Below are 20,578 nucleotides of genomic sequence, written 5' to 3'. Positions count from 1 at the left end.
GATCAGATATTAGTTTAATTGAAATTATTTATTTTTTGTGAACATTCTGTGAAACTCTTCAGGACGTTCCTTATTAACACCAAAATGGTGCAAAATCGCATTGACAATCCGTTGGGAAGCCTTGCCATCTCCATACGGGTTGGCGGCCCGACTCATCGACTGATAGAGCTCATTATCAGTCAAAAGAGCATGTGTCCGTTGATACACCTTCTCCTCGTCCGTGCCCACAAGTTCCAGCGTTCCAGCCTCTATCCCTTCGGGACGCTCCGTTGTATCACGAAGCACAAGAACAGGCACTCCATAAGAAGGAGCTTCCTCTTGCAGACCGCCGGAATCGGTCAATATCAAGTGGGTATGCGGATAAAAATTATGCAGGTCCACGACATCCAGCGGATCAATCAGCTTAATTCTTGGATGTCCTCCCAGTATCTCATGTGCAGGTTCCTTAACGGCAGGACTCGGATGCACAGGGTAAACAATGGCGACATCTTCGAATTCATCAGCGATTCTTTTAATAGCTCGGAAGATATTACGATGCGGTTCACCTTGAGATTCTCTGCGGTGAGCAGTCATCAAAATAAGTCTTTTTCCTGAAGCAAAATCCAAAACAGGATGCCGGTAATCCGGCTGTACGGTATATTGAAACACATCAGTTACGGTGTTGCCTGTGATATAAATACTTGATTCTTTTTTGTTCTCGTGTCTCAGATTACTAGCTGACCAATCGGTTGGAGCGAAATGCAGATCGGCTAATACACCTGTTAATTGACGGTTCATTTCTTCAGGATAAGGAGACAATTTGTTCCATGTCCTAAGTCCTGCTTCTACGTGCCCAACCTGAATTTGCTGCAGGAAGGAAGCGTAACTAGCTAAAAACGTTGTTAAGGTGTCCCCATGCACCAGCACGAGGTCAGGCTTAACCTCCCTCAGTACAGGTTCCAAACCTTCAAGCACACGAATAGTAATCTCGTTCAAGGTCTGACGGTCCTTCATCACATCCAAATCGTAATCAGGGGTGATATTAAACACTTCCAACACTTGATCGAGCAGTTCTCTATGCTGCGCTGTTACACATACTATTGATTCGATATGCTCAGGATGCTTCTTCAGTTCAAGAACCAGAGGAGCCATCTTGATCGCCTCGGGGCGCACTCCGAAAATAGTCATTACTTTGATTTTGGACATAACCCCTACCCTCTCATCAAATATTCTCGCATTACTATACTTAATACTTAATTACTTATTACTTGGTTCCATAAAGACGGTCACCAGCATCACCAAGGCCTGGCACGATGTAACCATGTTCATTCAAATGATCATCAAGCGCTGCTACATAAATATCAACATCCGGATGAGCTTCCTGAACTGCAGCAACACCTTCTGGCGCTGCAATCAAGTTCATCATTTTGATCTGTGTACAACCACGGTTCTTCAGTGAGGTAATCGCAGCAATTGCAGATCCGCCTGTAGCAAGCATTGGGTCAATCACTATCAACTCACGTTCCTGTACATCAGTTGGAAGCTTGATATAATACTCCACTGGTTGAAGAGTGTCTGGATCACGGAAAAGCCCTACATGTCCTACTTTAGCCGCAGGTAGAAGCTTCAGTACACCTTCAAGCATACCTAAACCCGCACGAAGAATAGGAATAAGCCCCAGCATTCTTCCCGAAATCACTTTGCTCTCCGTCTCAGTGACCGGTGTCTGTACCGTAATTGTCTCTAGTGGAATATCACGTGTAATCTCATAAGCCATCAATGTGGCAACTTCGTCAACATGTTCTCTGAAATCCTTCGTGTTTGTTCTAACGTCGCGAATAAATGTTAGTTTGTGTTGAATTAAAGGATGATCGCAAATCACCAATTTTCCCATTTACTGTCCCTCCGGTAATTGTAAGTCTTGTCTATAGCCATAGAAAGCGCTTTGCTTCTCAGTGGCTAAATCCTGTCTATTATAGCACTCCCGCCGCTGCATTTCACCTCAGAATGGTACTTGAACTCACATTGAACATATTCCCTTGTATTTCCTTGTTTTTAAAGGTAATGATTGGCTTAATTAGGAAACCAATCACTTATAAAACCTAGATTATGTTGTGCAACTTTGGCTTTTTCATACTATTCACATTATTTTCACTAATTTTATTGAAAGTTCCATGAACTTTCAAGATTAATTTCATTCAATTTCATCTATTAACTGCAGTAATATTTGTGAACAATATGCAACAAAAAAGCCTCCATCAAACCCGGAAGAGGGTATGAATGGAGGCAGAATCATTTCTTATTGGAAGCAAAAATTTAGTATTTCAACTCTGGATAAAGAGGGTATTGGTCAGTCAACTCAGCCACTTGACGGGCAGATTCTGCCAAGTTTGCCTCATCCTTCGGATTCTTTAGAACATTAGCAATGATACGTCCAATAGTGACCATTGCCTGCTCGTCCATACCACGGGATGTGACTGCAGGTGTACCAATCCGAATACCGCTTGTTACAAAAGGACTTGTAGGATCAAATGGAATTGCGTTTTTATTCACAGTAATCCCGATGGAATCTAGTACTTTTTCCGCATCTTTTCCGGTAATGTTCAGATTACGGGTATCCAGCAGCATCAAGTGGTTATCTGTACCTCCGGATACAATGTTAACCCCTTCACTGATCAACGTTTCTGCAAGAACATTAGCGTTCTTCACTACATTTTGAGCATAAGTCTTAAAGGATGGCTGCAATGCTTCACCAAATGCGACTGCTTTTGAAGCAATTACATGCATCAAAGGTCCACCTTGGGAACCAGGGAATACCGCTTTATCAATAGCAGCTGCCCACGGCTGTCTGCACATAATCATACCTCCGCGGGGACCGCGCAAAGTCTTATGCGTAGTAGTTGTAACGAAATGAGCATGAGGAACCGGGCTCGGATGAAGACCAGCAGCAACCAATCCTGCGATATGGGCCATATCTACCATAAATAGCGCACCCACATCATTGGCGATAGCGCCAAGTTTTTCGAAATCAATAATACGCGGATAGGCACTGGCACCAGCTACAATCATTTTTGGACGGTGCTTGAAGGCTGCTTTACGTACTTCATCATAATCAATTAGGAAAGTATCTTCTTGTACTCCATAAGCAACGAAGTTATAAAGCAATCCTGAAGCATTAACTGGGCTACCGTGTGTCAAATGACCGCCGTGAGCCAAATTCATTCCAAGAACAGTGTCGCCAGGCTTAAGCGCAGCCAGATAAACTGCCATATTTGCTTGAGCGCCGGAATGTGGTTGTACGTTGACATGATCCGCGCCAAACAATTCTTTTGCACGATCACGAGCAAGGTTCTCAACGATATCTACATCTTCACAGCCACCATAATATCGTTTGCCTGGATAACCCTCTGCATATTTGTTCGTAAGCACGGAGCCCATAGCTTCCATTACGGCTTCGCTAACGATATTCTCTGAGGCAATAAGCTCAATGTTGGCACGCTGACGTTTCAGTTCCAGTTCCATCGCTTCCAGTACTGCCGGGTCACTCTTACGCAATTGTTCCATGTTCTTATTTCCTCCCTAGTGTGTGTAGATATGTTGTATTTAAGTAGAAACGATTTGCCCGCCATAAAGTGACTTAGGTCTACGTTTCTGCAAAAAATATAAAAACTAAAGTTCGTTAATCACAAAACTGTGAACCACTTTGTTCTGGAGCACGATATACCGCACGTTCCCCGCCAATTAGTGGGGGTCTGGTCCATGCCGCATTCACTCTGGCTGCTCCAATGTATCGTAGAGTCGGACGGAAAGGAACGGCTACCCGCCGTAAATGCATTCCTATCAGTGTCTCGCCAATATCCAAACCAGCATGAGCTTCTATCGTTTCCGCCAAAACAGGATCTTTCATAGCGTGATAAGCAGCCGTAGCCATCGAACCTCCAGCACCTCGTATAGGTACAGCTGATACTTCCTTCAGACCAAGTGACTCTAGTAGAGAGCGTTCCATTACAAGTGCACGATTTAAATGCTCGCAGCACTGATACACGGGATGAAATCCTTTTTCCGCTGCTACTAAACGAACACCTTCAAGCAGTTGTTCTGCAACTTCAAGTGCACCACCAGTTCCAATCCGGACACCAGCAACTTCACTTGTGCTCACTCCGATGACAACAATTTTGCCTGACCCAAGGTTACCAGCCTCCGCCAACTCCCTTAACACAGTGACGGTGGCATCAGTTAATGATAGCTCCACAACTTCGTCCATCACTCTACCTCCTCAAACTTCAAACAAGCTTATTTTAAACAAAAAAGAGCAGTCCGCAGGTAGCTGCGGATTTGCTCTTTTGCCCAGGCGACCGGCCGTTTATTCCGATGCTCCATCGTGGTTTGATCCACATTTGTCGCCAGTTACATCGGAACCGATTATTTGTAACTTCATCTTAAAGCAAAGTGAACTGAAAATCAACCATTTACAAATGGCGGAAGGTTTCCAGCTTATCCAGCAAACTGAATAGCGCAGTGCGAATCTCAGCAGCAGTTAGCTCATAGTCCTCACGCGTGCCACCAAATGGATCAGAAATATCGAAGCTCGGAATACGCTGGCGAATCTCAATCATCCGCTGCAGATCCGTTGCATTCGGTTCACCACCAAGGGCTAAGCTCAACTCCGCATCTGCGTAAAGGCTGTCCAATTCCTTGATATCTTCCGTCACCGCATCTTCATCATGCACGTATTCCTTCAATGTATAGGTTTTCGTTACAGCATCCGGAAAATACTGCAGCAAATGCTGCTTATGCCCACCCGTCAAGGTCAGCACAAGGTCGGCCCAAGCGACAGCTTGACCTGTCAATTGTGACGACTCCATTGAATCATGAATTCCTTCTTCCTGCAGTATAGCTGCAGCATGTCTTGATATAGAAGTACCGGAAATGGCGGATACACCTGCAGACCGCACTTCCAGGTCGATTCCACGTTCCTTCGCGAGCTTTCGTAAAAGCCCCTCAGCCATAGGACTTCGGCATGTATTTCCGGTGCAGACGAATAAAATATGCAGCATGTTTTGCACCCCCATGAAATTAAATATTCTAATGCCGTTATTGTATCAAAAGATGAATAGCAAGCCAAACCCCAGAAGTATTGCACCGCCTAGTGCTTCTCCATAATCCCCGAGACCACGACTGACATGCCGTCCAATTAGCAACCCTAGAATCGACATTAGTCCCCCGCAGGCACCGAAGGCTAAGATGGTCAAAAGCACTCCATTCACAAACATCCCCAGTGATACACCCACGGAGAAAGAGTCAATACTCACACTGAGCGAAAGAAGTATCATCCCCCACAAGGTTCGATGATCCATAGCTCGCGAGCTTCCCGTATCCGGACGAAAGGAGTTGTACACCATATGCCCGCCCAAAAGAACTAGAAGACCTCCAGCAGCATAAGTCGTTACTTGACCTAACAAGTGTCCGACATAACTTCCTGTCAACAAACCCAGGAGAGGCATCAGCATATGAAAAACAGCAATGAGCAGACTCATTTGCAGAACATGCAGCAGACGAATACCTTTCATCCCGATCCCTACACCGAGCGAAAAGGCATCCATCCCTAATGCAACCGCCATTATAGTAATGGTAACAATCTGCCCCCATTCGGTATATACATCTCCTAAGCCCATGCTTAACCCCCCAAGTCCGAAATATCTTGTACAACAACGATATGCGGACAAGGGGGTAATCATGACTTCATATGGGAGTCATATACGAAAAAGCAACGCCGTGGTTATCCGGCGTCGATGACGGATCCGCCGGCGGCTTTCATAAGCCGGTTCATGATGGCAGCGCCGAGGCCCGTATACGGGCAAGCCTCGGCTAAGATGTAAGTCGCTCCCGCTTCATCGAAACGCCGCAAAGCGGCATATAGGGAGCGGGCCCCTTCCTCCGGCGAGGATAACGAGCCGAGGGAAAGAACGCAGGCGGCAGGATCGGCGGGATAAAGGGCCTTATGTTCCTCGAAGAGGAGCAGGCCCGTGACCTCGCCGTTTAGCTGCGCCGCCTGAAGTTTACTTGCGGCTTCGTCCGCCACGCGCTGCGGGGAAGAGCCGCGCACTACAGCAAGCCAGCCGCGCGGTGCGTAGTGCGTGTACTTCATGCCCGGCGCGCGCGGTGCCGAAATGCCGCCAGCAGCATCCGCACCATGCTGCTCAATAGATGCGGATGCCCTTTCGAAAGGCTCACGATTGTTAACATTCAGGCAATCCGCTGAAGATTGTGCTGTAGTTGCTTTAGCTGTGATTGGCTCAGCAGTACTTAAATCAACAACAGAGATTGTCGTCCCCGAATCAGCCATGACAGTAGTAGTAGAGGCAGCAGTTGCCTCAGCATTACCGGGCTCTGAGCTTACAGCTTCTGCTCCCACCACTGCAGCCAATTGCTCCGAAGTAATCCCGCCGGGGCGCAGCACAGCAACTTTTCCGTCAGGCTGTACCTGCACGACTGTTGACTCTAGTCCCACTCCAGCAGCACCACCATCAAGGACGCCATCAATGTATCCAGCCAAATCTTCCATCACATGCGAAGCTAATGTCGGGCTCGGGCGACCCGAACGATTAGCACTGGGCGCCGCAACCGGACAACCTGCGGCACTTATCAGCGCCAGAGCTACCGGATGATCCGGCATCCGCACACCAACCGTATCCAAACCCGCCGTCACACAAGGCGACAGTACACCTTCACGAACAGGAAGCACAACTGTCAGCGGACCAGGCCAATAAGCTGCCATCAGCGCGGCCGCCTTAGGATGCACCTCTGCAACAAGCTCGTCCAAAGCTGCCGTATCCGAAATATGTACAATTAACGGATTGTCAGAGGGCCGTCCTTTTGCTGCAAAAACAGCCTCAACTGCCGACGTATTTCGGGCATCCGCCCCTAGCCCGTAGACGGTTTCGGTTGTAAAAGCCACTGTTCCGCCTTCGCGAAGCATTGTTGCTGCCTCCGCTATCGCCAGCTTGTCAGCTTCATTCGGCTGAAATATCTCAGAGTTCGTTCCCTCAACAGAATTCAACTTCCAGTATACAGTCTCAGCTCTATTTCCACTCCGCCGCTGAACGGCGAATAAAGGATTATTGTGTTCATTCATTCTCATCACAGGCTTTCTAGAAGATATAATTTATCTTAGCAAAAAACGGCCCCAGTAGGGAGCCGTGATAGATCTGCTTATAAAATAGTAACATATCTGGGGTCTTACGACCATAATCCACTGATCCAGTTCCAAAGGTTTTGCAGCAGCTCCCAGACGAAGAACCGTACCTCTGGCTCAGCAGCAGTTTCTCCTGATGAAGCACTTCCTGCCGAGGAATCAGCCTGCACTGTTTTTGCAGCTGCCGATTTCACCTTAGCACTGTTATCCGCACCAGCAGCAGACACTGTTTTTGTACCTTTGTCAGCAGCAGGTGCTGCCGCATCTCCAGAGCCCGCATCGATAAAGCAAAGCGGAGGAAACAGTACACACCACCAATTTTGTCCCTTGCCTGCACCAAGCGTGACCCGTACAGCTTCATACTCCCCAGCAGGATAGACGGTACCACCGTATAATTTGGTTGGAAAAGGGACTACGCCCAGCTCCACTTTATAGGAATATTCAATGCCCCGTTTCTCGAGCTCTGATCCAACCAAAGCGTTAAGCTCCGGCAGATGATTTCTAATCAGAGCACGTGCCTGCTCCAAGCTCTGCGGATCCTCAAGAGCAGATACCCACTGGTTCATTTGCTCCACAATTTTATCGCGAATTTGCCGTTTCACCAGCTGATCTTGCGCTCCGTCAGAATTAGCCAGAATACGTAACCGGATAGATTCTTGGGGAATAGATACTTCAGCTACTGCAGCATCGGTTTTTTGACCTTCCCAAGCCATCATGAGGACCATAAAAAAACAAATTAAAATGGCAGTATACTTAAAAGTTACACGTAAGGAATCTCTTTTATTCATATGATTATCGTTCATTTGTTGCAGCCCCTCTCCTCTTAACTCTCATGCTAGTAGTATGCCCGGAGATAAGAGACTGCAAACCTATGAATCTATGATTTTAAGAAACGAGCAGTTTCAGTGAGATCTTAACAGTCCTATAAAAGAAAATAAAGGGAATATTTTACTTTTTTGAATCATTATGATATAGTGGGCATATTCGGTATATTGCTTATATTTTTCTTTAATATCCAATTTATATAAATTTAAGGAGGTTCATTATGAAACTAGTAAAAACTGTATCTACTCTGACTTTGGCACTCATTGCTTCAACTTCCATTTATACTACAAGCTCATTTGCCGCAGAAACCTCTTCTAATCAAGTTGAACAAAGTGCTACGACCTCAGTCACCTCATCAGATACTACTTTTGTAAAAACAGTTACTGCTGATGAGATTGAATCGATTAAAGAAGAAGCAGCTCTAACTCAAAATATAAACCAGCCAAATTTTAATGAAAATAACAATAACTCATTAGGCATATTCTCCTATACGGAAGGTTTCACTTTTACAATGGATGGATGGGCTTCAGGCACACAAAAGAGAACGAATGGTGAAATAACTTTCACCTCAAATTCTGATGTCTATGCAACGATACATCAAAGAACTTCCTTTCCTACCGAAGCAGTTCCGATCATCTCTTATGAATTGATTAGCAAAAGTAGCGGTAAATCGGCAGGGGTTAGAAACGTGTCTTGGCCTTATGCAGAAAGCAGCCCGTATACTATCGGTTGGAGTAATGTTCTTCCAGGAACTTACTATTTACTAATCACTAATCTGGGACCCAATCAAATATTCGGCGGAGGATTCCTAAACGCTTACTGATAAGCGAAATTGAATACAATAAAATCGAGGCAGATTCCATGGGTGCTTCCATATTTTAATCCGACGGAAAGTAAGGCATAGAATTCCTGTAGCATTATTCATTAAAGCGAGATATATCCTATTGTAATATACCGAATTTAATAACTAACTAACAAAAGCGCATGCTGATTATCAGCATGCGCTTTTGTTAAGTTTCAAAAAATATTATCTCATTACTGATCTTTTTAGTATCAGGCTTCTTTCGGGTTCTCACCCTTGACTATTCTAAACACCTTTAACCGATACATGATTTATGACCGGGTCTGGAAGATCTTCTTCCTCTTGCTGACCATGCAGACGTACACTCATTACCAAACCAATGCTGGCCATGTTGATAAGCAGGGATGTACCTCCAAAGCTGATGAAAGGTAACGTGATACCTGTCAAAGGCATCAGACCAATAAACGCGCCAATATTCTCAAAAATCTGATATAGCATCATGGCGACAATTCCGACAATCAAGAACGGCCCGGCTCTATCCTTACACTCCAGCGCAATCAGAATCATTCGGTGAATGAGGATAAAGTACAGCAGCAGCAGCAGCGCCGCCCCCACAAAACCGAATTCCTCGGCAATTTGCACGAAAATGGAGTCCGAGTAGGTATATGGCACACGATTCGTTTGAACGGAATCTCCCTTCATATAGCCATCACCACTCATTCCTCCAGAAGCAATAGCAATTCTAGCATTGGTGGTATGATACTTAGCCTTTTCTGTTGCCTTTTCGGGAACAAGCCAAGGATCAAAACGTTCAATCCAGTGAGATCGCCCAATATCCGTAAGAAAGGTTTTAATTTCATCGTGATAATGGATATAACTCATAATTCCCGCAATCGCAGAACTAGCCACGATGACCAGCCCGATTAATGCATGCGTGTATTTAATATTGCCAATCCACAACAGACCCGCAAGAATCACAACGTAAGACAAGGCATTCCCAAGGTCATTTTGGGTAAGAACAATAAGAAATGGAAACAAGGTCAGAAGGCCGAGTGGCACAACATCCCGCCAGAACAGAAGCTTACTCTTATTCTTGCGGACAAGCATGGCCGCCAGAAAAAGAATTAATATCAACTTGAACAGCTCAGCAGGCTGCAGACTCAGTCCTCCAGGCAGGGTCAACCAGCCTTGTGCATTATTTTTAGTCTCGCCCAAAAAGCTGACGAGCACCAGCATCCCTATCCCAAACAAATAAATATATATCGCATATTTCACTAATATTCTGTAATCCAAAAAGGTCATTCCAATAAAAGCTACAAAACCAATAGCATAATACATCATCATACGAATATGATGTCCGTCCAGCTTCTCTCTTCCATGAGTAACACTATATATGGCGAAGATGCTGACCACCATGAGTAATAACAGAACGACTACAATAGCACCATCAATCTTTTTAATCTTCTGAAGCACGCTCTGCCTCCCTACTCTATATCCGGTCTTTCTTTATGATCCCCTGAGAAATCCTGCTAAATACTATTATAAAGGAAGTCGGATTGAAAATACAATTTCTCTACCCTGGACAAAGGAACCCTCTGCAAAGTAGGCAATATTATTTCGTTATGCCTAGCACATGACGCGGGATTCCAGCCAGATCATTAATGGTGATAATCTCCGTCCAATGGCCCGCTGCCGCAAGGAGTGCAGCGACTTGCTCAGCTTGACCGAAGCCAAGCTCAAAGCCGATCAGGCGCGGCGGTGCCGGGAGCAGCGTCAGCTGCTCCATCATGCGGCGGTACGGGTCCAGCCCGTCCGCTCCGCCATCCAGCGCAGTGCGCGGCTCATGGTCGCGCACCTCACGCTGCAGCCCGGCGATATCCTCGCCGGGGATGTACGGCGGGTTGGAGACGAGAATATCCGTCTCCATCCCCGCGAACGGCTCGAGCAGATCGCCGAGCCGAAAGTCCACAGCTGTGCCATTGCGCAAAGCGTTGCGCTCGGCCACAGCCAGAGCCGCCGGCGAAATATCGCCGGCGCAGACCCTCCACGCCGGCGCTTCCGCCGCCAACGTGACGGAGATCGCTCCGCTGCCGGCGCCGATGTCGACGGCGGTCAGCGGTCTTGCGGCGCGCACGTCCCCCGCGCCGCCTCCGCTGCGGGCCGTATCTCCGCCCGCGCTATCCAGCGCCGCTTCGCCCGGCGTTACAACGCCGTTCGGCCAAAGCTCCGCGCCGTAACGTAAAATCGCCTCGACAAGCAGCTCCGTCTCCGGCCGCGGAATAAGCACGTCAGGCGTCACCTCAAAAGGCCGCCCGTAAAATTCTTGCTCGCCGATGATATACTGCACCGGCTCACCAGCGCCCCGGCGGGTAACTCCCGCCTCAAATGCTTCCTTAACCGCTGCTGGAAAAGGATCTGCCAACGCCATGTAATAAGCTGCGCCAGACACTCCAAGCACATGCTCCAGCAGCAATTGTGCACTGCGCTGCGGTTCATTGCAGCCGCTCCGGCTCAAAAAAGAAGAAGCCTCCGCAAAGGCTTCCCGGATGCTTTTGACTTCCGACATGACATATACGCCATCGTTCAAAGCATTATTCTCCATTATCCATATTATCCATCAAGTCAGCTTGTTCAGCGATTGAAAGGGCTGAGATAATTTCAGTGATTTCTCCGTTCATAACCTGCTCCAAACGGTGCAGTGTCAGGCCAATACGATGGTCTGTAACCCGGCTCTGCGGGAAGTTATACGTCCGAATGCGCTCACTACGGTCACCCGTACCTACTTTACTCTTCCGTTCACCAGCATACTTCGCTTCTTCTTCCTGCCGTTTCATATCAGAGATACGGGCACGAAGCACTTGCAGCGCTTTTTCTTTATTGGAGTTCTGTGACTTACCGTCCTGACAGGTAGCAACGATGCCTGTAGGTACATGGGTTACACGTACTGCAGACTTGGTCGTATTTACAGACTGTCCGCCTGCACCACTTGAACAGAAGGTATCTACGCGAATATCTTTATCATGGATCTCGATCTCAAAAGCCTCAGCTTCCGGCATCACAGACACCGTAGAAGTAGAGGTATGAATACGACCTCCGGATTCGGTCGCTGGGATACGTTGTACGCGATGCGCACCACTTTCGTATTTCAGCTTACTGTATGCACCACGGCCGTTAATAAGGAAGATTACCTCTTTGAATCCACCAAGATCACTCGCGTTAACATCCATTAACTCAACGCGCCATCCTTGTGCATCAGCATAACGAGTGTACATCCGGTAAAGATCTGAAGCGAACAATGCTGCTTCATCTCCACCCGCTGCACCACGAATTTCAACGATTACGTTCTTATCATCATTCGGGTCTTTAGGCAGCAGCAACACGCGGATTCTCTCTTCCAGCTCCACTTGACGTTTGGAAAGGTCATCAATTTCCATCTTGACCATTTCTTTCATCTCATCATCAAGCTTTTCGCCTTGCATCTGCTTAGCAGCTTCAAGCTCTTCCATTACGCTCTTATATTCAGTATACGCCTCAAATGCAGGCTGTAGGTCTGATTGTTCTTTGGAATAGTCCCTCAGTTTCTTACTGTCGTTTGCAACATCCGGATCACAAAGCAGTTCACTGAGCTTCTCATAGCGGTCCGCCAGGGATTGCAATCGGTCCAACAAGGGAATTCACCTCTCCTGATTCAATTTCAAATTCGCAAATATAACATCAAATTTGTACTGTCATAAAAATAGATATACGACTTTATATTATACCAAAGATATTGTGAAATGGCTACAGTTCCGTACGCACAATACCTTAATAAAAAGCTTATATTTTTAAAAAGGATCATCCCAGCAATAGAAACTCCCACTGCTCGAGATGACCCCTATATCATTCGTACACTTAAACCTTCTTAAACGTTAAAACGGAAATGCATTACGTCGCCGTCTTGCACCAAATATTCTTTACCTTCAAGACGCAGTTGACCACGTTCCTTCGCACCGTTCATGGAACCAGCTGCCACAAGATCCGCGTAAGCCACTACTTCAGCACGGATAAATCCCCGTTCGAAATCTGTATGAATCACACCGGCAGCTCCAGGTGCTTTGGTGCCGCGGCGAATCGTCCACGCCCGAACTTCCTGAACGCCTGCTGTGAAATACGTATACAAGCCAAGCAGTTTATAAGCCGCTTTAATCAACCGGTTAAGCCCGGATTCTTCCAGTCCCAGCTCTTCCAGGAACATAGCTTTATCTTCACCTTCAAGCTCAGCAATTTCTGCTTCCACCTTAGCACTGATCGGAACAACTTCTGCACCTTCAGTAGCTGCAAAATCGCGAACTTGCTGTACATAAGGATTGTCCTCAGCACTTGCCACTTCATCTTCACTTACATTCGCCGCATACAGCACTGGCTTCAATGTTAACAAATGAAGATCACGGATAATAAGCTTCTCGTCATCAGACAATTCTATACTGCGTGCAGGTTTATCTTCGTAGAGCACTTCTTTGACGCGTTCTAGCAGCTCAACTTCTTGAGCGTATTTCTTGTCGCCGCCTTTGATATTCTTACGGGAACGCTCAATCCGCTTCTCAATGCTCTCAATATCAGCAAGAATCAACTCCAGATTAATGGTCTGGATGTCGCTGATCGGATTTACCTTTCCATCAACGTGGGTAACGTTCTCATCTTCAAAACAACGAACCACATGCACGATAGCATCTACTTCACGGATATGGGCCAGGAACTTGTTGCCTAGTCCCTCTCCTTTACTGGCACCACGCACGAGACCAGCAATATCAACAAATTCAAAAGCAGTAGGTACGGTCTTGTTCGGCTGTACCAGCTCAGTCAGTTTATCAAGACGTTCGTCTGGAACTTCAACAACACCAACGTTAGGGTCAATGGTACAAAAAGGGTAGTTAGCGGATTCTGCTCCCGCTTGCGTTATCGCATTAAACAATGTGGATTTTCCTACGTTAGGAAGACCGACGATTCCAGCTTTCAAAGCCATTTATATGACAACTCCTATTTTCAGCTAAATTGATCATCCGAATAAGCTATACGATCTAAACCATTATATATTAGAACATATTCGCCAGCAACACCGGATGTCAGGCAGATGTGTCCGAACGCGCAAGCTCTAATACCTTTTTTATCGCCGGCTGGTCCAGTAATGGCTTAGATTTATCCGGATCAACCTCCACATCAGGCACAGTCTTTACCTCTTCATTACAACTTCCATCAGAATTCAGACCCATTTCAAAGGAAAACCTGAAGAGATAACCGCTATTAGGCAATGCAACAACAAGCGGATCTATCCCTAGTCCATCCCCACCTGTCCTGCCGCCTACAACCGTTGCAAACCCGGTGCCTTTTACAAAGGCTGCAAGACCTTCCGATGATGAATACACAGAGCTATCTACCAGCAAATAGATTTTCCCTTTAAATCCAACAGATTTATTAGGGGTTACTACATCATTTGTTTTTCTATATGTCTTAAACATCTTTAAAGCTTCGGTTGGCAGCTTGGGCAGTTGCTCATCTTTGATGCCAGCAATAGGTTGTTGCCCCTTTGTAATCTGACGTGCTTGCATAAAGGTCTCCGCATATTTGCCTCTTGTATAAAGTAAGTATGTATTGTATTCGATAGGTTTATTGATCAACATAGGGACAAGATGAATTCTCCAATAATTACTGTTTCCTCCCCCATTTCCGCGGATATCTAATATTAATGTCTTATAGTCCTTTACCTCTATTAAAAAATCATGGATCTCGGAGCTGTCCATCTCCATGAGACTCCCGTCAAAGCTTTGCATGCCGAGATAAGCGATTCGATCGGGCTCTATAATGACTTTTTTTACATTCCCAGAAGTCTTTTTTGTTACATCTTCTACTCCATCTCCACCATTATGCATATCGTTATTGATATCATTAGAGCTTTGCTGCTCCGCTAAAGGTTTCTGGTTGTAACGGGCCAATACGTTAGGCTGCTGAAACACGTTGACCCAAGGCTCAAAACCAAAACCTAACTGAGCATACGTATGTAGATACCAGGGGTATTCTTCCTTGGATATAAAATTTGTATGCCCATTGTTTAATCTGCTAAGGACAAATCTCATACGTTTCAAAAACTCATCATCCGATTTCACGGCTGCTATTTTATTGCGGTATTCCTCTTTTTTTGCAAGCCAATCCTCTCCATTGAGACGTTTATTCACCTCTAAGAAAGGATAGTTCTCCTCAATAATCTTCCACATGTAATCAAAATCCTCTAGCCTTTGTTCTACCGTCAATGAAGGCAAAGCTATTTCTGATTGATCTTCAACTACAGCTGAAGAGGCTAGCGGTGCAACCGGACTTGCCTGGACTTGCTCAGACTCAGATTTCTTCTTTCCTGGTAAATCGCCACTGTTGCAGCTGACCAGTAATAGTAATACTACTGCAGAAACAACCACCCACGATACAGTCCTTGGCCTCACCTTAATCCCCCCTTTTCTCTCTTTATGACTTAATCCATTTTCAGGAATTTATTTTTTAATCATATTTTCCTAATCATCCTAAATCAAATATATTTATCACAATTATTTACATAATAATTCAGTAGAACAACAAAAAAGGACCTCTTTCGAGGTCCTCACACTTATGGACTATAGATCTTTAGACATTGTGATGTCAGTTACGATATATCCCATTTTTTTGTATAACTCAAATGCGCGATTGTTCTGGCCGAAGACGTGTAACCCGATTTTGGTAACATTCATCTCCCGGGCTTCTTCATCGAGTGCGATCATAGCCTGCTTGCCATAACCCTTACTCTGGAACGGTTCAAAAACATAAAAATCATAAATGAAAGCCTCGCGGCCGCCTCGGCCTTCACTTACGTTAAACCAGATATAACCAACCTGTTCATCACTGCTTATTTCTACTATAGAATATAGATAAGCACCATCTGTGTGCAGCCCTTTTGGCAAAGAGCGTGTTATGGCTTCCTCAGACAGCTTCATCGCGATCTCCGGATCCCAAGCACCGGCGCTGATCTTATCTTCCGCATAATCCCGGGTAGCTTGACCTAAGAAAAATTGAAAGGCCGACTCATCCATATGGACCAGTTTAATCATAATCTTACTCACTTCCTCGCTTCAATATTTACCATCCTATTTACGTATTAAACGGGAAGTACCACGTAAAGTTGCTAAATCTGGAGCGCCAATACCAAACATTGCTATTTTTAGCTCCAGCTCAACCTGTGCCAATGCAGCATCCAGCGCCTCTTCAGAATCGACAGCCGGCCCTAACAGATTGCGGCCAAAGCCTGCCAGATCAGCTCCAAGTGCCAGTGCTTTCGCTGCATCCACGCCATGTTTTAGTCCGCCGCTGCCAATCAAAGCGCCCTGCGGGGAAACTGTGCGCACCTCTGTGATACAATCAGCTGTTGGAGTACCCCAATCCGCGAAAGCCTCCGCCGCTGCCCGCCGTATAGGATCTACACTGCGGAACTTCTCCACCTGACTCCAGGATGTCCCGCCTGCACCCGCAACATCAATAAAAGCCGCACCTGCATTATAAAGACGTGCAGCTGCATCTCCATCAATGCCCCAGCCTACTTCTTTCACACCTACAGGGACTTCAAGTGCACGGCATACCTTCTCTATCTGGGATAGCAAAGAGGCAAAACCAGTGTTCCCTTCCGGTTGAAAGACCTCTTGCAGCCCATTCAGATGCAGTACAAGAAAATCAGCACCTGCGATATCCACAGCCCGGCGACATTCCTCAATCCCAAAACCATAGGACAGCTGTACAGCACCAATATTGGCGATAACCGGAATATCAGGTGCTTGATCCCGCACATAAAAGGTCGCCGTAAGCTCAGAGCGCTCCACTGCCGCCCGGACCGAGCCTACACCCAGCGCCCAACCACGACGCTGTGCAGCTGTGGCCAACCGGGCGTTAATCGCTCCTGTAGCTGCGCTGCCACCTGTCATCGAGCTGATGAGCAGCGGTGTACGCAGCTTGCGATCCAAAAACGTAGTCTGCAATGATATATCGTCAAAATTCAGCTCTGGAAGAGCATTATGCTGAAATCTGTAATGTTCAAACCCTGTAGTCACACCGACGCCACCTACTTCTTCATTTAGGCAAAGGCGTACATGTTCAATTTTGCGTTCGCCTGTCTTCGATGTAGGCAATAAAGATCTTTTGTGAGAAGCCTCTACAGCCGGCAGGTCCTTGCCATGATCTGCGCCAGACTGCCTAGTCGCATCATATGGCACGGCCTCTTCTGGCGTATGATTCATGCTGCGTTCCTCCTATTCCCAAACTCGATTTATTATAACATATCCCTACAGATGAATTTACAATATGAGGTTAGCGATTACAATTCTCCGGTTTAGTAATCATTAATTTCATAAACTTCGTACTAATCGTTCAAACTCATTATAGCTAGCTGAATGTTATTTATTAATGTTAAGGATATTTGGGCTGCTTCATTTCGCTCCACTAGGTGTTAATAGGTTGGTAATACACCGGAGCATCACAATCCTAAGGAAGTGCTCTGCAATAATTTCAGGAGGAACTTCCATGAATTCAGATCGTCAGCAACCCGTTCACCCCCATAAACCTAAAGATATAAACTACGCTCCCGGTTTAACTACGAAGAAACGTTCCACTTCACGCCGCCGTACACGGGTGTTATGGGCTTTCGTCATTCTACTCCTTTGGTTAACCGGCGTAATGATTTATCAGACGCACAAACCTCTACCCAGCGGTATTTCCTTTGAAAGCCCCATATACAAAACAAATCATGTATCCTTCTGGCACGACTTAACCTATTCGGACGGTACAGCCACGGGCACTCAAGAAAGTCAGATTCTTTCGAGGATTCTACAAATTATCGAGGAGTCCGATGAATTTTTGGTGATTGACCTCTTTCTTTTCAATGATTATACCCATAAAGATCAGTCATTTCCTCCAGTCAGTCGAATGTTGACGGACAAGCTTATTTTACAAAAAACTACTTATCCTGAGATGGAGATCGTCTTCATTACGGATGAGGTTAATACCAATTACAATTCTGCACCTAATCATCTCCTGGAAGAGATGAAGGCTGCAGGGATTAAAGTGATTATGACTGATGTAAATGCTCTACGCGATTCTACGCCTGCTTATTCTGCTGTCTGGCGTACCTTTATTCAATGGTTCGGACAGTCGGGCGAAGGCCGGATTCCGAATCTTATGGCCAGCGGCGGACCGGATATTACTGCTCGTTCTTATATGAAGCTACTCAATGTAAAAGCTAACCACCGTAAGGTGGTTGTTAGTGAGAATAGCGCTCTAATCTCCTCAGGAAATATCCATGATGCCAGCGCCTATCATTCCAATATCGCTCTGGAAGTACAAGGTCCAATTATTGCTGATATTCTCCAGACGGAACAGGCCGCGGTCAATCTTTCGGATGCAGGGCCATTGCTCACTTATGAGCCAGATTTCACCAAGGATAAGGACCAGCACTCTGAAGAATCTATGGAAGTCCGCTATTTAACGGAAGGAAAGGTATATAAATATGCAAGACAAGCCCTCCAATCTGCACAGGAGGGTGACACCATTTGGATGGGTATGTTCTACCTTGCCGATGATGCAATTCTCGATGAATTGGTAGAAGCTACCGAACGAGGGGCTACGGTAAGATTGATACTGGACCCCAATCAGAACGCCTTCGGCCGTGATAAAATCGGCATTCCTAACCGTCCAGTTGCCATGAACCTGAACAAGCGCACGAACGGAAAAATCTCTATTCGCTGGTACAACACGACCAAAGAACAATATCACTCGAAGCTGCTTTTCATTGCCAAACAGACTGGAAGTTCCATCATTCTTGGCGGTTCCACCAATTTCACGACACGCAATCTGGATGACTACAACCTGGAGAATAATCTGTGGGTATCTGTAAAACAAGATCAGCCTCTTTATGCCCAGATGGAAGCCTACTTCAATCGACTGTGGAATAACGAGGACCATGAGTATACCCTACCTTTTGAGGCTTATCAGGGCGAAGTGACCTGGTTCAAATATATCCTGTTCCGGTTGCAGACCACCTTGGGCTTAACTACTTTTTAAAGCAAAAACCACCGCAGATGAGGCACAACACCCTCTGCGGTGGTTTTTGGTTATAGTAACGGCGACATAAGTCGAGCAGCAGATTCCAGTATACGGATCACCATACGCTTATTCATAAATTCCTCATGCTCAATTAAGCTGGTAGATAATAAATCCCGCTCAAAATCAGCCACAATACGAGCAACACTCTCCGTCTGAATCAGTAATGCATTCACTTCAAAGTTAAGGTGGAAGCTGCGCATATCCATATTGGCCGTACCGATTGTTGCTATTTCACCATCGACGATAAGCAGCTTAGAGTGGATAAATCCCTTTTCATATTCATAAATCTTCACGCCAGCTTCCAGCAACGCCGGGAAATAAGAATGTGAAGCCAGAAAAGGAATCCATTTATCCGGCTTAGCCGGGAATAACAATCGCACATCTAAACCAGAAATAGCGGCTACACGCAGTGCAGTTAAGATGTCCTCATCAGGAATAAAATATGGACTGGCAATCCACACCGATTTCTCGGCAGAAGTGATCATGGAGAAGAAAATGTTTTTGAGCGCACGACGTTCGTTATCCGGTCCGCTAGCAATAATCTGTACGGCTCCATCACCTGTCATAAAGCGAAGTTGTGGAGTGAGGTAGTCTTGCTCCAGTATTTTTTCACCCGTAGTGTGCATCCAATCTTGCAGGAAAATAATTTGCATCGTCCGTACCGCTTCGCCTCTAACCAACATATGTGTGTCACGCCAAAATCCATAAGTCTTACTGCGGCTTAAATATTCATCGCCTACATTGAGACCACCCATGAATCCGACATCTCCGTCGATCACAACAATTTTACGGTGATTCCGGTAATTCACACGGCTGGAAAAAAAGGATGTTGAATTTCCGTAAGAAGCCACCTGAACTCCGGCGTCACTCATTTCCTTCAAAAAAGCTTTGGAAAGCTGAAAACTGCCAACGGCATCATACATAAATCTGACTGCAACACCGGCACGAGCTTTATCGATCAGAATTTGTTTAATGCGTGTTCCAATGTGGTCCGCCCGGAAGATGTAATACTCCATATGAATATGATGCTTAGCTTGACGGAGCTCCAACAATAACGTACCAAACGTCTCTTCACCATTAGTGAGGATACGAGTTTCTGATGCAAAGGATATAGGAGTACGTGCTAAAGTCTTGGATAACAGCAACAGTTTTTGGCGCGAGGGATCAAAGACTGACCAATCTTGGTGCGTACGTAAAGCGTCATTCTCAATTCTTTCGTAGGCCATAAGGTCTCTTTGTGCCTTTTTATCATATTTACGGCGTTTGAACACATTTTGCCCAAATAGAAAATAGAAGACCAGTCCCAGCACCGGGATCAACGCAAGCAATAAGATCCATGACATTGTTGTAGAAGGATTACGGTTCTCCATAAAAATAGCCAAGCTAATCGAAATAACTGTCAGAGTGGAGAAGATACTAATAATCGTTCCCGCAGTACTCCCAAAAATGCCGAAACCAAAATAATAAAATGCTATGAATGCCCCAATGATAATTATAGATTGAAGTCCTCTTCTCATACTCTACCTACCTTCTTATTCATACAAGCAACACGAAATTGACACATTTTATATATTACATGAAGAACCCTTTTCTTCCTAGCTAATTACTGTGCAAAAGTCTATTTACGACAA

18 protein-coding genes and 1 riboswitch are annotated in these 20,578 nt (G+C 45.8%); of the genes, 2 read left to right on the top strand and 16 right to left on the bottom strand.

The genetic code is table 11. From position 1 onward, the window contains the following. Positions 1-24 precede the first annotated feature (24 nt). The 8 genes from wecB to spoIIR form a co-directional block, all read right to left on the bottom strand. Entirely contained in the window at positions 25-1,185 is a 1,161-nt protein-coding gene (gene wecB / locus MKY63_RS12360) for a UDP-N-acetylglucosamine 2-epimerase (non-hydrolyzing) (protein WP_036681581.1), read from the bottom strand. Positions 1,186-1,243: 58 nt separating this feature from the next. After that, positions 1,244-1,873: a uracil phosphoribosyltransferase gene (gene upp, locus MKY63_RS12355; RefSeq protein ID WP_036681583.1), complete on the bottom strand. Its 630-nt coding sequence runs from the start codon at positions 1,871-1,873 to the stop codon at positions 1,244-1,246. A 422-nt stretch (positions 1,874-2,295) separates the two neighbouring features. Beyond that, complete coding sequence (gene glyA / locus MKY63_RS12350) at positions 2,296-3,543, bottom strand: serine hydroxymethyltransferase (RefSeq protein ID WP_038573642.1); 1,248 nt, start codon at positions 3,541-3,543, stop codon at positions 2,296-2,298. Between the two features lie 115 nt (positions 3,544-3,658). Beyond that, positions 3,659-4,243: a TIGR01440 family protein gene (locus MKY63_RS12345; RefSeq protein WP_038573643.1), complete on the bottom strand. Its 585-nt coding sequence runs from the start codon at positions 4,241-4,243 to the stop codon at positions 3,659-3,661. Between the two features lie 74 nt (positions 4,244-4,317). Continuing rightward, a riboswitch (ZMP/ZTP riboswitch) is annotated at positions 4,318-4,400 on the bottom strand. Between the two features lie 48 nt (positions 4,401-4,448). Continuing rightward, positions 4,449-5,036, bottom strand: coding sequence for a low molecular weight protein arginine phosphatase (locus MKY63_RS12340; protein WP_036681588.1), 588 nt, complete (start codon positions 5,034-5,036; stop codon positions 4,449-4,451). Positions 5,037-5,081: 45 nt separating this feature from the next. Next, positions 5,082-5,654 carry a manganese efflux pump MntP family protein gene (locus tag MKY63_RS12335; protein WP_038573646.1) on the bottom strand — a complete coding sequence of 191 codons (573 nt, stop codon included), beginning with the start codon at positions 5,652-5,654 and terminating at the stop codon, positions 5,082-5,084. Between the two features lie 104 nt (positions 5,655-5,758). Further along, entirely contained in the window at positions 5,759-6,958 is a 1,200-nt protein-coding gene (locus MKY63_RS12330; RefSeq protein ID WP_339813510.1) for an L-threonylcarbamoyladenylate synthase, read from the bottom strand. 260 nt (positions 6,959-7,218) lie between these two features. Next, complete coding sequence (spoIIR, locus tag MKY63_RS12325; protein WP_339813051.1) at positions 7,219-7,977, bottom strand: stage II sporulation protein R; 759 nt, start codon at positions 7,975-7,977, stop codon at positions 7,219-7,221. A 242-nt stretch (positions 7,978-8,219) separates the two neighbouring features. Between spoIIR and MKY63_RS12320 the strand changes: the two genes are divergently transcribed. After that, positions 8,220-8,822, top strand: a complete 603-nt coding sequence (locus MKY63_RS12320) for a hypothetical protein (RefSeq protein WP_036681592.1) — start codon at positions 8,220-8,222, stop codon at positions 8,820-8,822. Between the two features lie 264 nt (positions 8,823-9,086). Here the strand turns inward: MKY63_RS12320 and MKY63_RS12315 are convergent, their stop codons facing one another. From MKY63_RS12315 to fni, 7 genes are all read right to left on the bottom strand, one after another. Then, positions 9,087-10,274: an FtsW/RodA/SpoVE family cell cycle protein gene (locus MKY63_RS12315; protein WP_036681594.1), complete on the bottom strand. Its 1,188-nt coding sequence runs from the start codon at positions 10,272-10,274 to the stop codon at positions 9,087-9,089. A 139-nt stretch (positions 10,275-10,413) separates the two neighbouring features. Continuing rightward, positions 10,414-11,403: a peptide chain release factor N(5)-glutamine methyltransferase gene (prmC, locus tag MKY63_RS12310; protein WP_076099683.1), complete on the bottom strand. Its 990-nt coding sequence runs from the start codon at positions 11,401-11,403 to the stop codon at positions 10,414-10,416. Beyond that, positions 11,393-12,469 (bottom strand): peptide chain release factor 1, encoded by a 1,077-nt coding sequence (prfA, locus tag MKY63_RS12305; RefSeq protein WP_036681601.1) that lies wholly within the window; start codon positions 12,467-12,469, stop codon positions 11,393-11,395. The genes prmC and prfA overlap by 11 nt, the downstream gene beginning before the upstream one ends. A gap of 233 nt (positions 12,470-12,702) precedes the next feature. After that, a complete protein-coding gene (gene ychF, locus MKY63_RS12300) occupies positions 12,703-13,803 on the bottom strand; it encodes a redox-regulated ATPase YchF (RefSeq protein WP_036681604.1) in 1,101 nt (366 codons plus the stop codon). 100 nt (positions 13,804-13,903) lie between these two features. Then, positions 13,904-15,271: a S41 family peptidase gene (locus MKY63_RS12295; protein ID WP_143758636.1), complete on the bottom strand. Its 1,368-nt coding sequence runs from the start codon at positions 15,269-15,271 to the stop codon at positions 13,904-13,906. A gap of 168 nt (positions 15,272-15,439) precedes the next feature. After that, entirely contained in the window at positions 15,440-15,910 is a 471-nt protein-coding gene (locus tag MKY63_RS12290; RefSeq protein ID WP_235219460.1) for a GNAT family N-acetyltransferase, read from the bottom strand. Positions 15,911-15,946: 36 nt separating this feature from the next. Further along, positions 15,947-17,086, bottom strand: a complete 1,140-nt coding sequence (fni, locus tag MKY63_RS12285; RefSeq protein WP_339813041.1) for a type 2 isopentenyl-diphosphate Delta-isomerase — start codon at positions 17,084-17,086, stop codon at positions 15,947-15,949. A 283-nt stretch (positions 17,087-17,369) separates the two neighbouring features. On the opposite strand from fni, the gene MKY63_RS12280 reads away from it, so the two are divergent. Next, positions 17,370-18,905, top strand: coding sequence for a phospholipase D family protein (locus MKY63_RS12280; protein ID WP_339813038.1), 1,536 nt, complete (start codon positions 17,370-17,372; stop codon positions 18,903-18,905). Positions 18,906-18,955: 50 nt separating this feature from the next. Here MKY63_RS12280 and cls read toward each other — a convergent pair whose 3' ends face one another. Continuing rightward, positions 18,956-20,464 carry a cardiolipin synthase gene (gene cls, locus MKY63_RS12275; protein ID WP_036681607.1) on the bottom strand — a complete coding sequence of 503 codons (1,509 nt, stop codon included), beginning with the start codon at positions 20,462-20,464 and terminating at the stop codon, positions 18,956-18,958. Positions 20,465-20,578: the final 114 nt, after the last annotated feature.

This window comes from Paenibacillus sp. FSL R7-0189 (assembly GCF_037969925.1).
GTDB classification, from domain to species: Bacteria; Bacillota; Bacilli; order Paenibacillales; family Paenibacillaceae; genus Paenibacillus_AQ; species Paenibacillus_AQ odorifer.
Note: the sequence above shows the minus strand (reverse complement) of the source record. Positions and strands in the feature narration are given on the sequence as shown.

Bases quoted from the DNA above. Each gene is read 5' to 3' on its own strand.
- wecB (WP_036681581.1), bottom strand. From the start codon at position 1,185: ATGTCCAAAATCAAAGTAATGACTATTTTCGGAGTGCGCCCCGAGGCG.
- upp (WP_036681583.1), bottom strand. From the start codon at position 1,873: ATGGGAAAATTGGTGATTTGCGATCATCCTTTAATTCAACACAAACTA.
- glyA (WP_038573642.1), bottom strand. From the start codon at position 3,543: ATGGAACAATTGCGTAAGAGTGACCCGGCAGTACTGGAAGCGATGGAA.
- MKY63_RS12345 (WP_038573643.1), bottom strand. From the start codon at position 4,243: ATGGACGAAGTTGTGGAGCTATCATTAACTGATGCCACCGTCACTGTG.
- MKY63_RS12340 (WP_036681588.1), bottom strand. From the start codon at position 5,036: ATGCTGCATATTTTATTCGTCTGCACCGGAAATACATGCCGAAGTCCT.
- MKY63_RS12335 (WP_038573646.1), bottom strand. From the start codon at position 5,654: ATGGGCTTAGGAGATGTATATACCGAATGGGGGCAGATTGTTACCATT.
- MKY63_RS12330 (WP_339813510.1), bottom strand. From the start codon at position 6,958: ATGCTTCGCGAAGGCGGAACAGTGGCTTTTACAACCGAAACCGTCTAC.
- spoIIR (WP_339813051.1), bottom strand. From the start codon at position 7,977: ATGAACGATAATCATATGAATAAAAGAGATTCCTTACGTGTAACTTTT.
- MKY63_RS12320 (WP_036681592.1), top strand. From the start codon at position 8,220: ATGAAACTAGTAAAAACTGTATCTACTCTGACTTTGGCACTCATTGCT.
- prmC (WP_076099683.1), bottom strand. From the start codon at position 11,403: ATGGAGAATAATGCTTTGAACGATGGCGTATATGTCATGTCGGAAGTC.
- ychF (WP_036681604.1), bottom strand. From the start codon at position 13,803: ATGGCTTTGAAAGCTGGAATCGTCGGTCTTCCTAACGTAGGAAAATCC.
- MKY63_RS12290 (WP_235219460.1), bottom strand. From the start codon at position 15,910: ATGATTAAACTGGTCCATATGGATGAGTCGGCCTTTCAATTTTTCTTA.
- fni (WP_339813041.1), bottom strand. From the start codon at position 17,086: ATGAATCATACGCCAGAAGAGGCCGTGCCATATGATGCGACTAGGCAG.
- MKY63_RS12280 (WP_339813038.1), top strand. From the start codon at position 17,370: ATGAATTCAGATCGTCAGCAACCCGTTCACCCCCATAAACCTAAAGAT.
- cls (WP_036681607.1), bottom strand. From the start codon at position 20,464: ATGAGAAGAGGACTTCAATCTATAATTATCATTGGGGCATTCATAGCA.